Here is a 16,207-nt window from a genome sequence, read left to right as displayed (position 1 = left end):
GGAGCAGCCTTCTTCTCTTCCTTCGGCTCCTCTTCCTTAGCCGGTGCCTCTTCAGCCTCGGCCTCAGTCTCAGCCTCAGCCTCGTCGGCGTCGTCGGAGGAAGCAGCAGCGTTAGCGTCACCGATACGGGCGATAACATCGCCGACCTCAACGGTGTCGTCTTCCTGCGCCAGGACCTCGATCAGGGTGCCAGCAACCGGGGACGGGATTTCAGTGTCGACCTTGTCAGTGGAGACCTCGAGCAGCGGCTCGTCGACCTCAACCTCGTCGCCGACTTCCTTCAGCCACGTAGTGATGGTGCCCTCAGTGACGGACTCACCGAGCTCCGGCATCTCAACATCGGTAGCGGAACCGGAAGCCTGCTTCGGAGCAGCCTTCTTCTCTTCCTTCGGCTCCTCAGCCGGCTCTTCGTCCTTCGCCTCTTCCTTGGCGTCGGCGGAGTCGTCGGACTTGTCGTCGCCGGCCGGGGTTTCGCCCTCGTCGCCAATAATCGCGATGACGTCGCCGATCTCGACGGTGTCGTCCTCCTCAGCCTTGATCTCCAGGATCACACCAGCGACAGGGGAGGGGATCTCGGTGTCGACCTTGTCAGTGGAGACCTCGAGCAGCGGCTCGTCGACCTCAACCGTGTCGCCGACTTCCTTCAGCCACGTAGTGATCGTGCCTTCGGTGACTGACTCGCCCAGCTCGGGCATCTCAACAGAGTGCGCCATGTTTAAAGTCTCCTCATTGAAACGTTGGAAGCTATACGGCACAAAGCGTACCTGCATCCACACACGTTCGTTGCCCAAGGGGTGACCTAATTGCTTAGACAGGCCCGTATGATGTGGGGCGTGTTCAACCTGTTCGGCAAAGGCAAGAAGTCCACGACGTTCAAACCGCCACGGGCACCGGGCGAGACAATCCGCCCCGACGACGCACAATACTTGCGCGATTGGGTCGCCGGCCGCACGTTCGTGGAAGGCTTTGTCGAGCCAGAAACCATGGTCAACGAGATGTCCGTTGTTCTTGTCGACGAGCACGGCAACTACACCCGACGCCGCATCGGCGGCCCCAAGGGCATCGACGCCGTCTCCAAAATGCTGGGCATCTTGCTTTACGACGTCGAAGAGACCGGTTATCCCGACCGCATGCGCAAGAAAATGGAGCAAGAACGCATTCTGCGCAAGCGTGAGGAACAAAAAGAACGCCGCGCCCGGTTCGAGCGCGGCGAAAACCCGTACAGCTAGACGGCTGGTGCCCCCCGCCCGGCCCATACGGCTAAACGGCACATCAAAGACGGTACATTTCACCGAAAAATAGCGAAATGTACCGTGTACGGTGTGCCGTTTAGGTGGGGAGGCCTAGCAGGACTATGCAGCGGCATAGTGGCCGTATTGCCTCAAACGCCTACTTCGCAGCCAGGCGGTTGAGCGCCTCGAGGATTGTGCGGACCGGGGCGCCGGTTGCGCGCTTCGGGGTGTAGCCCCAGGCGCCGCCGCCGTTCCAGGCCGGACCGGCGATGTCGATGTGAGCCCACTCGACGTTCTCCGGCACGAAGCGGGAGAGGTAGAGGCCAGCGAAGAGCATGCCGCCGGTGCGGGCGTTGTGGGTGTTGCGGATGTCAGCGATGGGGGACTTCAGCTCGTCTTCCTGCTCCTCGAGAAGCGGCATAGCCCAAGCCTGCTCACCGACGGCACGGCCTGTCTCGGCGATGAGGTCGCGCAGGTCGTCGGACCCCATCACGCCGGAGGTGCGGTTGCCCAGGGCGACCAGCTGTGCGCCGGTGAGGGTTGCGGTTTCGATGAGGTAATCGGGGTTGTCCTCGCAGGCGCGGGCGATGGCGTCGGCAAGGACGAGGCGGCCTTCGGCGTCGGTGTTGATGACCTCGCTGGTGATGCCGCCGTAGTGGGTGATCACGTCGCCCGGGCGGGTGGCGGTGCCGGAGGGCATGTTCTCGGCCAGGGGCAGCCAGGCGTCGATACGCACTGGCAGCTCAAGGCGGGCGGCAGCGGCGATGACGCCGAGCTGTGCTGCGGAGCCGCCCATGTCGGAGATCATGTCCTCCATGCCGGAGCCCGGCTTCAGCGAGATGCCACCAGTGTCGAAGGTGATGCCCTTGCCCACAAGCGCGACCTTCTTCGTCGCCCCGGACGGCGCCCACGTCAGGTGGACCAGGCGCGGGGTACGTGCGGAGCCGCGACCGACGGAGAGGATGCCGCCGAAGCCTTGATCTTCAAGCGCCTTGTCGTCGAGCACCTCGATGTCCAGGCCGGCCGCCGAAGCAACCTCGCCCATGACAGCGGCGTAGGACTCGGGGTAGAGGAAGTTTGACGGGGTGTTGACCAGGTCGCGGGCCAGGTTGACCGACTCGGCGACGATGACGGCCTGCTCGAACGCCTTCTCGTCTGCGCCGACCACGGTGACTTCGGTGGTCTGGGGGAGTTCGGCGTCGGTGTTGTCGTCGTCAAGCGTGTTGGCGGTGGACTTCAGACCGTTGTAAACGTAGCCGCCGAGCAGGAGGCCCTCGACGACCGGCTGGACGCCGAACTCGGCGGAGATAGCTGCCTTTTCCACCCCATTGAGGGTGCGGGTGGCGGCGCCGACGGCGCGGCGCACGGCTTCGTCGTCAATGTCGTTCGCGTCGCCGAGGCCGTACGCGATGACCAGCGTGCCGTCGACGACAACGCGGGTGACCTCGTTAGCCGTACCCTTCGCGCCGACCGCAACGAGGGCTTCAAGCAGGCCCTTCGGGGCAAGTTGGGTGACAGGAAGTTCGACTCCGTCTTCGCCCTGTGCGACCGGAACCAGCAGCACAGCGCCCTCAGGGGCGGCAGAACCGGCAACCGCGCGCACCGTCGTACCGCGGGCAGGAAGTGTGACATCGAACGACATAAACAACACCTTTCTGACAATTGAACAGGATTGCCTCCCGAGGGTACATAGCCACGGAGTAACGTGGGCCACATGTCTAACCTCGAATTCGCAGTTACCCCGTCAGACCACCCCGCAACCGATGCTGAGCGTGAAAAGATCCTCGCTAACCCGGCGTTCGGCCAGGAGTTCACCGACCACATGGTTTCCATCGACTGGACCGAAGACAAAGGCTGGCACAACGCCCAGGTGCGCGCGTACGAACCGATCGCGCTCGACCCGGCCGCCAACGTCTTCCACTACGGCCAGGCGATCTTCGAGGGCCTGAAGGCGTACCGCCACACCGATGGGCGCATCACCGCGTTCCGTCCGGAGCAAAACGCTGAGCGTATGCGCAGCTCCGCGCGTCGTATGGCAATGCCGGAACTGCCGGATGAGGACTTCCTGGAGGCCGTGCGCCAGTTGGTCACCATCGACCAGAAGTGGGTACCTGAAGCTGGCGGCGAGGCGTCGCTGTACCTGCGTCCATTCATGATCGGCACGGAGAAGACCCTGGGTGTGAAGCCGTCGTCGTCGTACTCCTTCTACATCATCGCCTCCCCGGCAGGCGCCTACTTCAAGGGTGGCGTCAAGCCGGTCAGCGTGTGGATCTCCGAGGACTACGTCCGTGCAGCACCTGGTGGCACCGGCGATGCGAAGTTCGCCGGCAACTACGCGGCGTCCCTGCTTGCGCAGCAGCAGGCTGCGGATAAGGGCTGCGACCAGGTTGTGTGGCTGGACGCGATTGAGCGTAAATACATCGAGGAAATGGGTGGCATGAACCTCATGTTCGTCGAGGGTTCCGGCAAGGACGCGAAGATCATCACCCCGTCCCTGTCCGGTTCGCTCCTGCCGGGTATTACGCGTAAGTCGCTGCTGCAGGTCGCAGAAGACCTGGGCTACACCAGCGAGGAACGCAAGATCACCGTCGATCAGTGGCGTGCGGGTGCCGAGGACGGCACGATCTCCGAGACCATGGCGTGCGGCACCGCGGCCGTGATCACCCCGGTTGGTCGCGTGCTCAGCAACGAGGGCGAGTTTACGGTGAACAACAATGAAGCCGGCGAGATCACCCTGGCAATGCGCGATCGTCTGCGCGGCATCCAGACCGGCGAGGTCGAGGACACCCACGGTTGGAACCTCACGCTCGTCGAGGGCTAGTCGCTTATCGACGACCCTCCGGCGAGCACCTCGCCGACCATCTCCGCCGCCAGATTTAATTGCGGCAACGCGGCCAGGGCCCCAGCGCCCTGGCCCGTTTTCATATCCAGGCTCTGCAGCGGTCGAAGCCCGAGCGCTTCGAAACAGCCTGCCTGCGCTGGCTCGTTCGCCTGCTGTGCTGCAAGCAGCCAATCCTTGGTACCGGGTGCGAGGCGTTCGGCGACGTATGCGGCGACGGCGGGGTAGACGCCGTCGATAAGCAACGGCGTGCGGCGCGCGGCGGCCTGGGCGATGAAGCCGACCAGGCAGGCGAAATCCGGTCCGGTGAGTTCGGCGCAGACGCGTTCGGTGTCGTCGCGGAACCAGCGCACGCGGAACATCGCGTCGCGAATAGCGGCGACCTTGATCTTCCAGACCTCATCGTTGATGCCGGAGCCACGCCCGATCGCCTTTGCGGGCTCAGTGCGCGTAAACGTGCCGTACACCGCCGCGGCGACGGTGGTGTTGCCAACGCCGATGTCTCCGGGGATCAGCAGGTCAGCACCGCCGTCGATTTCACTATCGGCGATCTCTGCACCCGCAGCCAACGCCGCATCCCACACGTCTTGCGACACGGCGGGTCCCACGTCGATGGCGCCGGTGGGGGTGTCCAGGTAGTCGTCGATAAGCCTGATGCTCGCTCCCGCAACCCGCGCCGTCGTGGAGGCAGGGCCGACACCGGCGCGCAGCTGCTCAACCTGAGCGGCGCCGGCATCCGATGTCCACGCCGACAAACCTCGCGTAGCAATGCCGTGATTGCCAGCGACGATCACGGCACGCGGGCGCAGAAACGGTGTGGGCACGTCACGGCCTTGTACGGAGGCAACCCACGCACCGATCGCCCCCAGCCTTCCAAGGGCAACGCCACTCGTGCCACCTGCCAACGCATCCGCCACCGCACGGGCATGCGCGCGTTTCGGCGGCTCAACCGGGGGAAACTGCATGGGCTATACCTTCGCGCCCAACGCCACCCGTGGCTTGGGGGAGCGCCAGTTACGCGGCTGAGTAGCGCGGGAGAACGCGTACATACCCAGGCTGAAACCAGTGTTCGCCTCTGGGAACTTTGCACGGACCGCACGGTTGGCGCGGATGCCGATGATGATGCCCTCGATGAAGATGGTGACGATAAACAACAGGCTCACCAAAGACAATGCCGCCGCGACGCGAGGCAGCCACGTGCCGATCAACATCACGATTAGCAGCACCAGCGCCATCGGCATGACGTAGTTGTTGAAGAAGCGCTGCGAGTCCACCCAGTCACGGATGAAGCGACGCTCCTCGCCCTTGTCGCGCTCCATGAGGTAGCGCTCGTCGCCCGAGTCGATCTTGGCCTGCATCTCGCGGTTACGGGCCCGGTTCTGCTCGCGCACCTCCTTCTTGTGCGCCTTCCACTCCTCTTTGGTCATGGACTTCTTCAGCTCTTTTTCACGCTGACGAATCTGCGCCGGGGTGGCCGCATTCGGGTCGCGCACAACACCGCGCTTGATCTCCTGATCAAGTCGCTTCGGCGTCGGCTTGCCCTTCGGCGGGGTGTAGCCCTTCGGAAGCTTCTGCTCTGAGGCCTCTGGGGTGTCTGCCGCGGGCGCGTTGTCGGTCTGGGGCAGTTCGGCCTTGGTCGAACCAGCCTCAGCGGTCTGCTCGGATTTTTGCCAGGGTAGTTTCACGCCACCTAGGCTACAAGGCCACCGCGACATTCCTGTAACCAGTGGGAATAGATTGCGGGGGAGAACCGTTACACCGGCTATGAAGGGGCGCGCGTAGCATGGGCGCCACTCGAACGCGTAGCACGAAGGAGTACCCAATGACTGCACCTACTTCCGCAACTGGCGTGAACCTCACCGAGGCAGCGGCGGCGAAGGCAAAGGCCCTGCTTGACCAGGAGGGGCGCAACGACCTGTCCCTGCGTATCGCCGTTCAGCCTGGTGGCTGCGCTGGTCTGCGCTACCAGCTCTACTTCGACGACCGCGACCTGGACGGCGACAAGGCCGATGAGGTTGGCGGCGTGCGTCTTGTCGTGGACAAGATGAGCGTGCCGTACCTCATGGGCGCGACGATCGATTTCGCCGACACCATTGAGCAGCAGGGCTTTACCATCGACAACCCGAACGCAGGTTCCGCTTGCGCTTGTGGCGATAGCTTCAACTAAGCCGCTGCTTATCGACGAATCTCCGTACCGGCCATCACGCCAGTACGGGGATTTTTCTGTGCTGCAGTGCGGCTACGAGCAGTTGTGTTCGTCCCGGAGCCACTGCAGCGCCTGCTCCTGGCCACCTTGAACATCGGGTTCGATCGGGTCTTCCGCAAACGTTTCGCCGGTGCGGGCCTTATCCTTCGCGATGGTCAGCATTAGGCTGCTGCCGTCCGGGAAGTCGTAGACGGTGTTCGCCGAGGCGTATCCGGCGGTGGGGGTGCCGAAACTACGCGACTGATCCAGGCCGCGGAAGGCCAGCATGGTGGCTTCGCCGGACGAGGCGGTGAGGTCGTCGACAAGCACTGCGACTGGCACGCCGTCCCATTTGCCGCCGGAGGTTTCTACGGGGCTGCCGCCACCGCTGACAGCGTTGCCGCTTACCGTCACCGGCGACGAACCGCCTGCCGAGACGAACTCGAGCACCGTGCCGTCGGGCAGCACAGGGGACAGGCCGGCGACCATCGGGCCCATGTCGCCGCCGTCGTTGCCGCGCAGATCCACAACCACGCCACAGGCGCCGTTGTCGCGCGCTTGCACTAGGCCGGATGTGAGCGTGTCGGCGTAGGACTGGATATCGTCGTGGCGGCTGACGCCCGGCACCGTTGCCCACGCTACGTTCCCGTTGCGTTCGACGGCCGCACGTGTGGATTCCATCTCGGCGTATTCCTGCTCGACGTTCGGGTCGATAAGTTTCGAGTGCTTGCCGCCAGCAGCCTGGACCGCGTCGTTGAGCGCCGGACGGATCTCGTCGAGCGAATCCGCCTGTTTCGCGGCCTCGCGTGCCTTGTCACTAGCCTCGGCAAACTCGGGGGAGTCCGCGTAAATGCCCTGTTCTGCCAGGTCGAGCACCGTCGCGGCGTAGCGCTTCGGCGTATCGGTGCCCATGAACTTGGCAGTGCCGGTGAACATCGCCGTCACAGTCGGCCCGTACACATAAGCGACGGCGCCGGCGGCGATCAACAGGACGCCGAACACCGCGGCGATGGTGGTGAGTACTTTCTTTGCGGTTGACATACACCACATTCAACCGGCGCACGGGCAGCCCGGCAATACAGACGGCTGCCCAACTGGGGTAGTGCTGGCACTACCTACAGCTCAACCGGGTAGTCCTTGTGCTCGATCTGGGGGTCGATGCGGTTTTCCACGAAAATGCCGTGCCAGACCATGAACGCCAGCACCGTCCACAGACGGCGCGAGTGGTCGGACACGCCGTCGCGGTGCTCCTTGAGCATCTCCAGGACTTGGTCTTTGGCGAAGATGTCGTCGGTCTGCGACTCGCGGATCGTGTCCTGCGCCCAGCCGAAGAGCTCGTCGCCCGCCAGCCAGTGGCGCATCGGCACCGGGAAGCCCAACTTCTTGCGGTGCAGCACGTGCGGCGGGACGATCTGCTCCATCGCCTTTCGCAGCGCGTACTTCGTGGTGCCGTTGGCAATCTTCTGGTCGTACGGGATCGTTTGCGCGACCTCGAAGACTTCCTTGTCCAGGAACGGAACGCGCAGCTCCAGGGAGTTCGCCATGTTCATCTTGTCGGCCTTGACCAGAATGTCGCCGCGCATCCAGGTGAACAGGTCCAGGTTCTGCATACGTGCCACCGGATCCATCTGCGTCGAGGCAGCGTAGATCGGTGCCGTGACCTCGCGGTGGTCCCACTCGCGCTTCGCCCATGGCAGAACGCGCTGGAGTTGCTCGAAGTTAAACGAGCGAGCGTTGCCGTAGTAGCGGTCCTCCATCGGGGTAGTGCCTCGCTCGAGCAGGCTCTTGCCCTTCATGCCCTCCGGGAGCACACGGCTGAGGCGGTTGAGTCCTTTGTTCAGCGCGCTCGGCAGCTTCTCAAACGGCGCGAGCGACAGCGGTTCCTTGTAAATGGTGTAGCCGCCAAATAGCTCATCCGCGCCCTCACCGGACAGCACAACCTTGACGTGCTTGCGCGCCTCCTGTGCCACGAAGAACAGTGGTACCAGGGAAGGGTCAGCGACCGGATCGTCGAGGTACCACATGATCTTCGGAATCGCGTCAGCGTACTCCTCCGGGGAGACAATCTTCACGATGTGCTCCACACCAATCGCCTCCGCCGACTCTGCAGCGACGTCCACCTCGGAGTAGCCCTCGCGCTCAAATCCAGTGGTAAAGGTGAGCAGGTTCGGGTTGTGGCGCTTCGCCAGGGCAGCGATCGCCGTCGAGTCGATGCCGCCAGACAAGAAGGAACCGACAGTCACATCCGCGCGCATATGCTTTTCGACGGAGTCCTCCAACGCCCGGGCAATCCTGTCGTACAGGTCCTGCTCCTTGCCCTTTGGCACGGGCTGGGAATTGAAGTGTGGCTTGAAGTATCGGTCCGAGTGGACCTCGCCACCCGGTTTAATGGTGACGGTGCAGCCAGATTCCACGCGACGAATCTCACGGTGCAGGCTCTCCGGCTCCGGGACGTATTGCAGGTCCACATAATGCTCGATTGCACGGCGATCAAGGTCGAGGCCTAGACCTAGCTCGTCGGCCATCTCCAGGATCGACTTCTTCTCGGAGGCAAAAACGGTGCCCTTGTCGGTCGTCGCATAGAACAATGGCTTGATGCCGAACTGGTCGCGCGCTGCAAACATCGTCTTGGTCTCAGTGTCCCAGATAACAAAGGCGAACATGCCGCGCAGATGCTCAACCACGTTGGCGCCCCAGTGGTGGTAGCCCACCACGATCGGCTCGCCATCACCAGCAGTGTTGAAGGTGTAGCCAGCTTTGGTGAGTTCCTCGCGAAGTTCGACGTAGTTGTAAATCTCGCCGTTAAACGTCAGTGCGTAGCGCTCTGGGTTATCCTCCGGTCCCCAACGCAAAGGCTGGTGGGAGTGCTCGAGATCGATAATCGCCAGGCGGTTAAAGCCGAAAACCGCGTCATCGTCGTTCCAGGTGCCGGCGGCATCGGGGCCGCGGTGGTACATGCAGGAAAGCGAGCGACCGACCGCGTCGGAAAACATTGGGGCATCGCCGCGGGCAGTCAACAGTGCAACAAGACCGCACATCGTTGTGAAACCTCTCCTATATATAAGGTGTGCCGCCTCAAAACGTGCGGCACCGTCATGACGCATTCCACAATAGAGTTTTCAGGCGCGAACTCGTGAACCGAACGCGGCGCGGGGTGTCCATCTTTTGCGGTGCCCCATAAGGGGGCCAACTTATGGATGAGGGTTATTGGCGAAGATTTCGACTGAACTTTGCAAGACGTTGCGCATGAACCTAACGCCCAGCACTGCGGGTTAATCTGCGGGGGAGAGGTGGTTTTGTCCGGAGGGGTGGTCGTCGAAAAGCATGAGGCTCGCAGAGATTCCGTAGCGACGATCTGTTTGAACTATTCTGGCTCCGTAGGAATGTTCTGCCATCGGCATGTGCATTCGATGGTTCTAGTGTGGACAGGAAGGCAAACACACGTGGAAAAGGAAGTTAAGCGCGGATTCGCCAAGAAGGCTGCCGTCGCCGGTTCGCTGCTCCTCGGAAGCTTTGCGCTGACGGGCTGTGACGTGGCACCGCCGGAGTCAGTCGCGCGCATCCTCGACATGGGCTGGCCGGACCCGGTCACCCCTGAAGGCACCCAGATGTACAACTTCTGGGTTTGGGTCTGGGTAGCGGCCTGGACAATCGGCATCATTATGTGGGGTCTGTTCCTCATGTCCATCGTTCGGTGGAACCACAAGGCCCGCGAAAAGCAGGGTGCTGGCGAATTCCCGAAGCAGCTGCAGTACAACGTGCCGCTCGAGCTCGGTCTGACGATCCTCCCGATCGTCATCGTTATGGTCCTGTTCTTCTTCACGGTTCAGGCACAGACCCGCACGACCGCCCTGGATAAGGATCCGAAGGTTACCGTTGACGTCACCGGCTACCAGTGGAACTGGAAGTTCGGCTACGCAGAGGTCGCAGGCGATCTGACTGCAGACGGTCGCGACTACGACGGTCTTGACGCTGAGCGCCAGGCTCTTGCAGAGGCAACGAAGTACGACGACGAGGACATGCACAACGCGAACCCGATCCACGGCACCTCGATGGGCGACCTGTCCTACCTCAACTTCAACGAGATCGAGACCGTTGGCTCCACCGAGGAAGTTCCGGTCCTGGTTCTGCCGACCGACACCCCGATCGCGTTCCGTCTCGCATCTGGCGACGTGAACCACGCATTCTGGGTTCCGGAGTTCCTCTTCAAGCGCGACGTCTACGCGCACCCGGAGTCGAACCAGCAGCAGCGTGAGTTCCAGATTGAGCGCATCGACAAGGAAGGTGCATTCGTCGGCCGCTGTGCTGAGATGTGCGGTACCTACCACGCAATGATGAACTTCGAGATCCGTGCAGTCACGCCCGAGAAGTTCCAGCAGTACATCGAATTCCGTCGCCAGAACCCGGAGGCACCGAACTCCGAGGCACTGCGCTCCATCGGTGAAGCACCGTACGCAACCAGCACCCGTCCGTTTGTGTCCGAGCGCGAGGGTTCTCGTGACGGCGTCAACACTGTCGATCCGAACGCGACCGTTTAAGAAAGAGAGAACGTAGCCATGGGAACCGGTTCAAAAGTTTTCTACGCCATTGGCACATTTCTTGCCCTGATGGCAGTGTTCTACATCCTCGCAACGGCGTGGATCGGCGAAGATGCATACCTCTTCGGTGTTGAGTGGATCGGCGCAGTGGGCCTCGTGCTTGCTACCGCACTCTGCTTCATGCTCGGCGGCTACCTCCACATTGCGGAGTCCCGCTCTGACGTCCTCCCGGAAGACTGGGAAGAGGCAGAGATTGAAGACGGCGCTGGCGTGCTGGGCTTCTTCTCGCCGGGCTCGATCTGGCCGTTTACGATGTCTGCATCGATTCTGTTCCTCGGCCTCGGCATTGCCTTCTGGCAGTTCTGGCTAATCGCCTTTGGTGCGGTCATGCTGATCTGGGCTACCGCCCAGCTGAACCTGCAGTACGGCATTCCGCGCGAGAAGCACTAACGCAGAAAGAGTGGGTCGCGGCCTTCCCGGCCCACGACAATGCCCCTTCCGAGTTATCGGAAGGGGCACTTTTGTTGTTAAGGAGATTTCAATCAATCGAAAGTTTAGGCACGAAGCGGGGGTGTGCCACAATGTGATGTCGGGCACACTTGGGAACTATCTGGAACTCCAGTCCGACTCCTATTTGCTCGAGTAATTGGGGGAACTATCCTGCGGGGGAGCCGGCGACTTTGGATGGCGGCGCAATGACCTGCGTTGATGTGCGTCGGATAGACGCTATAAAAAGTTCCCGAACTTCTAAAAATTATTTTTGCAACCAAAATGTTTTTAAATGCTGCTGGTTGGCCCCTGTCTCACAGGGAAATCGTGGGGGTGAATGAGATGAATATCAGGAAGAAATAGGGGATAATCGCATGCGTGACGACCGCAACTACTAACCCAAATATGGCGACTCCGCAGAATCGTCTTCCGGCGCTGAACCGGCCGAACATGGTCAGCGTTGGCACGATCGCGTTCCTCGCCCAAGAGCTCATGTTCTTTGCCGGCTTGTTCGCGATGTACTTCACATCGCGTGCAAACGGCCTCGCCGCAGGTGACTGGAGCAACCAGACGGACCACCTCAACGTCCTTTTCGGCGGAATCATTACCGTCGTGCTGATTGGTTCCTCTTTCACCTCTCAGTTCGGCGTGTTCGCTGCAGAACGAGGTGACGTATACGGCTTGCGCAAGTGGTTCACCGTAACCGTTGTGCTTGGCGTCATCTTCCTCGGTCTGGTGGCATTCGAATGGACCGAGATGGTCATGCACGGCGTGACCCCGCAGTCCAGCGTTTATGGATCGGTGTTCTACATCATCACCGGTTTCCACATGGCGCACGTGACTGCAGGCATCATCGCGTTCATCGTTGTGCTGATGCGAGTAGCCAAGTCGAAGTTCACCCCGGCACAGGCAACTGCTGCCATGGTGGTTTCGTACTACTGGCACTTCGTCGACGCCATTTGGATCGGCGTGTTCATCACCCTGTACCTCGTCCAGTAGCCGTGCCCTGGGTATAACCCGGGCTGCAGACGTGTTCTGAAAACTCGTTAATAAGGAACAAAATGGAAAACTCACCCAACAAGAAGCGTCGCGCACGCAAGGCGCAGCGCACCTTCGCAGGTGCTGCTGCGTTGACGCTGGGCTTGTCCGGCGCGGGTCTTCTCGCATCGGCGTTGGCCCCTAATGCACAGGTGGCCACCGCCCAGCGTGACGACCAGGCCCTTATCCAGGAGGGTAAGGAAATCTACGACGTCGCTTGCATCACCTGCCACGGTGCGAACCTGCAGGGCGTTGCCGACCGTGGTCCGTCTCTGATCGGTACCGGCGAAGGCGCCGTGTACTTCCAGGTCAACTCTGGCCGTATGCCGATGATGTCGAACGACGCGCAGGCTGAGCGTAAGAAGCCGCGCTACACGGAGAACCAGGCTCTCGCCTTGGCTGCATATGTCGCAGCCAACGGTGGTGGCCCGGAGCTCGTGTACAACCCGGACGGCACCCTGGCTAAGGAAGAGCTGCGCGGCAAGAACTACGACGGCAAGGTTCAGGAAGCAGACGTCGCACGTGGCGGCGAACTCTTCCGTTTGAACTGCGCCTCCTGCCACAACTTCACCGGTCGTGGTGGCGCATTGTCTTCTGGTAAGTACGCCCCGGTGCTCGACCCTGCGAACGAGCAGGAGATCTACCAGGCGATGCTCACTGGTCCGCAGAACATGCCGAAGTTCTCTGACCGTCAGCTCAGCGCTGATGAGAAGAAGGACATCATTGCCTTCATTAAGTCGACCAAGGAGACCCCGTCCCCGGGTGGCTGGTCCCTCGGTGGCCTCGGCCCGGTTTCTGAAGGTATTGCGATGTGGATGATCGGCATCTCGCTGGTCGCCGCTGGTGCTATGTGGATTGGATCCCGCTCATGAGTGATGTGAAGAAGAATTACACGAAGGAAGAGCTTGACCGCATGAGCAATGCGGAGCTCGCTGCTCTCGGCACGGAGCTTGACGACGTAACGGTTGCTTACCGTAAGGAGCGCTTCCCGGTCGAGGGTGACCCTCGCGAGAAGTCCTCTGAGCGTGGCATCAAGATTTGGTTGGCCATCTCGGTTCTCGCCGCGATTGCTTTCCTCGGTGTTTACCTGTTCTGGCCGTGGGAGCCGAAGTTCCACGGCGACGAAGGTCTCTGGATCTACACCTTCTACACGCCACTGCTTGGTCTGACTGCAGGCCTGGCCTTTCTCGGCCTGGGTGTTGCAATCATCCAGTACGTGAAGAAGTTCGTCCCTGAAGAGATCGCTGTACAGCGTCGCCACGACGGCCCGTCCAGCGAGCTGGATCGTCGCACTACGACCGCACTGCTGAACGATGCTTGGGAGACCTCGACGCTTGGTCGTCGCAAGGCGCTCAAGGGTCTGCTCGGCACCGCTGGTGTCCTCGCCGGTCTGATGGTCATCGCTCCGCTTGGCGGCATGATCAAGAACCCGTGGAAGGTCCGCCACGAGCTGAACTACTTCGGCGACGGCACCCTGTGGACCCACGGCTGGACCGTCCAGGATCAAGGCGTGAAGGTTTACCTCGGCCGCGACACCGGTGCGATTGCAGAACTTCACAAGGGTGAGGTCGGCTCGCACTACACCACCGCCGGCGTGTCTCGCCTGGTGCGTATGCGTCCGGAGGACCTTGCCGCCGCTGCGATGGAGACCGTGTTCCCGCTCTACCCAGAGGACGTCAATGACGGCAAGGAATACGACCCGAAGCGCGATGTGTATGAGAACCACATGCACTCCATCCACGGTCCGCGCAACGCTGTCATGCTGATCCGTCTGCGTTCTGAGGACGCGAAGCGCGTCATCGAACGTGAGGGTCAGGAAGACTTCCACTACGGCGATTACTACGCCTACTCCAAGATTTGCACGCACATTGGTTGCCCGACCTCGCTGTACGAGGCTCAGACCAACCGCATCCTGTGCCCGTGCCACCAGTCGCAGTTCGATGCGTTGCAGCACGGTAAGCCGATCTTCGGTCCCGCCGCTCGTGCACTGCCGCAGCTTCCTGTGACGGTTGACGAAGACGGTTACCTCATCGCCAACGGGAACTTCATTGAGCCCGTCGGCCCGGCATTCTGGGAGCGTCAGTCCTAATGAGTACGAAACTTCAACAAGCCGCAAACAATGCGGATTCCCGCTTTACCGTTGCGGGCGTCCTGCGCCCGCAGCTCAACAAGGTCTTCCCGACGCACTGGTCCTTCATGCTCGGCGAGATGGCGCTCTACAGCTTCATCATCCTGCTGCTGACTGGTATCTACCTGGCCTTGTTCTTCGACCCGTCGATCACCAAGGTGATCTACGACGGTGCATACCTGCCGCTCAACGGCGTCGAAATGTCCCGTGCATACGCAACCGCGCTTGACATTTCCTTTGACGTCCGCGGTGGCCTGTTTGTTCGTCAGATGCACCACTGGGCTGCACTGATGTTCATGATGGCAATGTTCGCCCACATGATGCGTGTCTTCTTCACCGGTGCGTTCCGTCGCCCGCGTGAGGCAAACTGGCTCATCGGTGTAACCCTTGTCCTCCTCGGCATGATTGAGGGCTTCATGGGCTACTCCCTGCCGGACGATCTGCTCTCCGGTGTTGGTCTGCGCATTATGTCCGCGATCATCCTGGGCCTGCCGATCATCGGCACCTGGATGCACTGGGCTATCTTCGGCGGCGACTTCCCGTCCGATCTGATGCTGGACCGCTTCTACATCCTGCACGTGCTGATCCTGCCGGGCATCATCCTGGCGCTGATCGCAGCTCACCTGCTGCTCGTGTGGTTCCAGAAGCACACCCAGTTCCCGGGACCGGGTCGCACCGAGAACAACGTTGTTGGTGTCCGCATCATGCCGGTGTTTGCAACGCACGCAATCGGCTACATGATGATCGTGTTCGCAGTGCTGGCGGCAATGGCTGGTCTGACCACCATCAACGGTATTTGGAACATCGGCCCGTACAACCCGTCGCAGGTGTCTGCTGGTTCGCAGCCTGACGTCTACATGCTGTGGACTGATGGTGCCGCCCGTGTCATGCCGGCTTGGGAGCTCTACATCGGTAGCTACACCATCCCGGGTGCATTCTGGGTCGCACTGCTCTGTGGTCTGATGGTTGCGCTGCTCATCGCCTACCCCTTTATCGAGAAGAAGGTCACCGGCGACGACGCACACCACAACTTGCTGCAGCGTCCGCGTGACGTTCCGGTACGTACCGGCATCGGCGTGATGGGTCTGACCTTCTTCCTGCTGATGACCATCTCCGGTGGTAACGACCACGTTGCTCACTTCTTCCAGATCTCGCTGAACGCGATGACCTGGGTGGGACGTATCGGCATCATTGTTCTGCCGCCGCTGGCATTCTTCATCACCTACCGTCTGTGCATCGGCCTGCAGCGCTCCGACCGCGCTGTGCTGGAGCACGGTATCGAGACCGGCATCATCAAGCGTTTGCCGAACGGTGCCTTCATCGAGATCCACCAGCCGCTTGGCCCAGTGGACGAGAATGGTCACCCGGTTCCGCTCGAGTACGCAGGTGCTCGTGTGCCGAAGCAGATGAACCAGCTTGGCTTCGCTGACTCTGAGACCATCGGTAAGTTCTCGCCCGCCGAGATCGGCGTGTCTGAGCGTGTACGCGATGCAGAGAAGCAGAAGCACGAGGAGGCTGTCGAGACGCTGCGTGCTCTCGAGGCCAACAAGGATCGCGACGACCGCGACGTATCGCCTCGCTAGGATGTAAGTAGTTGCGTGAATCGCCCCGCACCACACTGTGGTGCGGGGCGATTTTCTTTGTAACAATGAGGTTAACAAGCAAGTGTGAGTAAGATCACACAATCCGTTTTAACTGGGTTGTCTTTAACTTTGCGGATATCAACTTGCTTCTTGGTTTGGCGGATAAATGCGCAGC

At 61.2% G+C, this 16,207-nt stretch carries 15 protein-coding genes; 9 read left to right on the top strand and 6 right to left on the bottom strand.

Annotated elements, in window-relative coordinates:
- The coding region (locus HMPREF2785_RS06975) for a biotin/lipoyl-containing protein (protein WP_305764349.1) at positions 1–713 on the bottom strand (713 nt) is incomplete at its 3' end.
- A 120-nt stretch (positions 714–833) separates the two neighbouring features.
- Here HMPREF2785_RS06975 and HMPREF2785_RS06970 point away from each other — a divergent pair.
- Positions 834–1,229: an oxidoreductase gene (locus HMPREF2785_RS06970; RefSeq protein WP_070570230.1), complete on the top strand. Its 396-nt coding sequence runs from the start codon at positions 834–836 to the stop codon at positions 1,227–1,229.
- A gap of 160 nt (positions 1,230–1,389) precedes the next feature.
- On the opposite strand, the gene HMPREF2785_RS06965 is transcribed toward HMPREF2785_RS06970, so the two are convergent.
- Positions 1,390–2,874, bottom strand: coding sequence for a leucyl aminopeptidase (locus tag HMPREF2785_RS06965; RefSeq protein ID WP_070570121.1), 1,485 nt, complete (start codon positions 2,872–2,874; stop codon positions 1,390–1,392).
- A gap of 72 nt (positions 2,875–2,946) precedes the next feature.
- Between HMPREF2785_RS06965 and HMPREF2785_RS06960 the strand changes: the two genes are divergently transcribed.
- Positions 2,947–4,053: a branched-chain amino acid aminotransferase gene (locus HMPREF2785_RS06960; protein WP_070614599.1), complete on the top strand. Its 1,107-nt coding sequence runs from the start codon at positions 2,947–2,949 to the stop codon at positions 4,051–4,053.
- Here HMPREF2785_RS06960 and HMPREF2785_RS06955 read toward each other — a convergent pair.
- Both HMPREF2785_RS06955 and HMPREF2785_RS06950 read right to left on the bottom strand, forming a co-directional pair.
- The gene (locus tag HMPREF2785_RS06955) at positions 4,050–5,036 is read right to left on the bottom strand and encodes a nicotinate-nucleotide--dimethylbenzimidazole phosphoribosyltransferase (RefSeq protein WP_070614598.1); all 987 of its coding nucleotides are present in this window, start codon (positions 5,034–5,036) and stop codon (positions 4,050–4,052) included. The genes HMPREF2785_RS06960 and HMPREF2785_RS06955 overlap by 4 nt on opposite strands.
- A gap of 3 nt (positions 5,037–5,039) precedes the next feature.
- Positions 5,040–5,756: a DUF3043 domain-containing protein gene (locus tag HMPREF2785_RS06950; RefSeq protein ID WP_070614597.1), complete on the bottom strand. Its 717-nt coding sequence runs from the start codon at positions 5,754–5,756 to the stop codon at positions 5,040–5,042.
- A gap of 137 nt (positions 5,757–5,893) precedes the next feature.
- On the opposite strand from HMPREF2785_RS06950, the gene HMPREF2785_RS06945 reads away from it, so the two are divergent.
- On the top strand, positions 5,894–6,238 hold the full coding sequence (locus HMPREF2785_RS06945) for a HesB/IscA family protein (RefSeq protein ID WP_070422162.1): 345 nt from the start codon (positions 5,894–5,896) through the stop codon (positions 6,236–6,238).
- A gap of 72 nt (positions 6,239–6,310) precedes the next feature.
- Here the strand turns inward: HMPREF2785_RS06945 and HMPREF2785_RS06940 are convergent, their stop codons facing one another.
- Together HMPREF2785_RS06940 and asnB are read right to left on the bottom strand one after the other, a co-directional pair.
- Positions 6,311–7,297: a S41 family peptidase gene (locus HMPREF2785_RS06940; protein WP_070614596.1), complete on the bottom strand. Its 987-nt coding sequence runs from the start codon at positions 7,295–7,297 to the stop codon at positions 6,311–6,313.
- Positions 7,298–7,371: 74 nt separating this feature from the next.
- Positions 7,372–9,294: an asparagine synthase (glutamine-hydrolyzing) gene (gene asnB / locus HMPREF2785_RS06935; protein ID WP_070614595.1), complete on the bottom strand. Its 1,923-nt coding sequence runs from the start codon at positions 9,292–9,294 to the stop codon at positions 7,372–7,374.
- 405 nt (positions 9,295–9,699) lie between these two features.
- On the opposite strand from asnB, the gene HMPREF2785_RS06930 reads away from it, so the two are divergent.
- From HMPREF2785_RS06930 to HMPREF2785_RS06900, 6 genes are all read left to right on the top strand, one after another.
- Complete coding sequence (locus tag HMPREF2785_RS06930; protein WP_070614594.1) at positions 9,700–10,794, top strand: aa3-type cytochrome oxidase subunit II; 1,095 nt, start codon at positions 9,700–9,702, stop codon at positions 10,792–10,794.
- An 18-nt stretch (positions 10,795–10,812) separates the two neighbouring features.
- Complete coding sequence (locus HMPREF2785_RS06925; protein WP_070422166.1) at positions 10,813–11,244, top strand: aa3-type cytochrome oxidase subunit IV; 432 nt, start codon at positions 10,813–10,815, stop codon at positions 11,242–11,244.
- Between the two features lie 417 nt (positions 11,245–11,661).
- Positions 11,662–12,282, top strand: coding sequence for an aa3-type cytochrome oxidase subunit III (locus HMPREF2785_RS06915; protein WP_180950032.1), 621 nt, complete (start codon positions 11,662–11,664; stop codon positions 12,280–12,282).
- 62 nt (positions 12,283–12,344) lie between these two features.
- Positions 12,345–13,193 (top strand): cytochrome bc1 complex diheme cytochrome c subunit, encoded by an 849-nt coding sequence (locus HMPREF2785_RS06910; protein ID WP_070422169.1) that lies wholly within the window; start codon positions 12,345–12,347, stop codon positions 13,191–13,193.
- Complete coding sequence (locus tag HMPREF2785_RS06905; protein WP_070422170.1) at positions 13,190–14,410, top strand: cytochrome bc1 complex Rieske iron-sulfur subunit; 1,221 nt, start codon at positions 13,190–13,192, stop codon at positions 14,408–14,410. Before HMPREF2785_RS06910 ends, HMPREF2785_RS06905 begins: the two co-directional genes overlap by 4 nt.
- Complete coding sequence (locus HMPREF2785_RS06900) at positions 14,410–16,032, top strand: cytochrome bc1 complex cytochrome b subunit (protein ID WP_070422171.1); 1,623 nt, start codon at positions 14,410–14,412, stop codon at positions 16,030–16,032. Before HMPREF2785_RS06905 ends, HMPREF2785_RS06900 begins: the two co-directional genes overlap by 1 nt.
- Positions 16,033–16,207: the final 175 nt, after the last annotated feature.

Source organism: Corynebacterium sp. HMSC067D03 (assembly GCF_001811185.1).
GTDB lineage: Bacteria > Actinomycetota > Actinomycetes > Mycobacteriales > Mycobacteriaceae > Corynebacterium > Corynebacterium coyleae.
The sequence above is the reverse complement of the archived record's forward strand: the minus strand, read 5'-3'. Positions and strand labels throughout refer to the sequence as shown.

What these genes read in the sequence shown, in the direction of transcription:
- asnB (WP_070614595.1), bottom strand. Translation starts at nt 9,294, where the DNA reads ATGTGCGGTCTTGTTGCACTGTTGACTGCCCGCGGCGATGCCCCAATG.
- HMPREF2785_RS06965 (WP_070570121.1), bottom strand. Translation starts at nt 2,874, where the DNA reads ATGTCGTTCGATGTCACACTTCCTGCCCGCGGTACGACGGTGCGCGCG.
- HMPREF2785_RS06955 (WP_070614598.1), bottom strand. Translation starts at nt 5,036, where the DNA reads ATGCAGTTTCCCCCGGTTGAGCCGCCGAAACGCGCGCATGCCCGTGCG.
- HMPREF2785_RS06945 (WP_070422162.1), top strand. Translation starts at nt 5,894, where the DNA reads ATGACTGCACCTACTTCCGCAACTGGCGTGAACCTCACCGAGGCAGCG.
- HMPREF2785_RS06960 (WP_070614599.1), top strand. Translation starts at nt 2,947, where the DNA reads ATGTCTAACCTCGAATTCGCAGTTACCCCGTCAGACCACCCCGCAACC.
- HMPREF2785_RS06925 (WP_070422166.1), top strand. Translation starts at nt 10,813, where the DNA reads ATGGGAACCGGTTCAAAAGTTTTCTACGCCATTGGCACATTTCTTGCC.
- HMPREF2785_RS06905 (WP_070422170.1), top strand. Translation starts at nt 13,190, where the DNA reads ATGAGTGATGTGAAGAAGAATTACACGAAGGAAGAGCTTGACCGCATG.
- HMPREF2785_RS06900 (WP_070422171.1), top strand. Translation starts at nt 14,410, where the DNA reads ATGAGTACGAAACTTCAACAAGCCGCAAACAATGCGGATTCCCGCTTT.
- HMPREF2785_RS06910 (WP_070422169.1), top strand. Translation starts at nt 12,345, where the DNA reads ATGGAAAACTCACCCAACAAGAAGCGTCGCGCACGCAAGGCGCAGCGC.
- HMPREF2785_RS06940 (WP_070614596.1), bottom strand. Translation starts at nt 7,297, where the DNA reads ATGTCAACCGCAAAGAAAGTACTCACCACCATCGCCGCGGTGTTCGGC.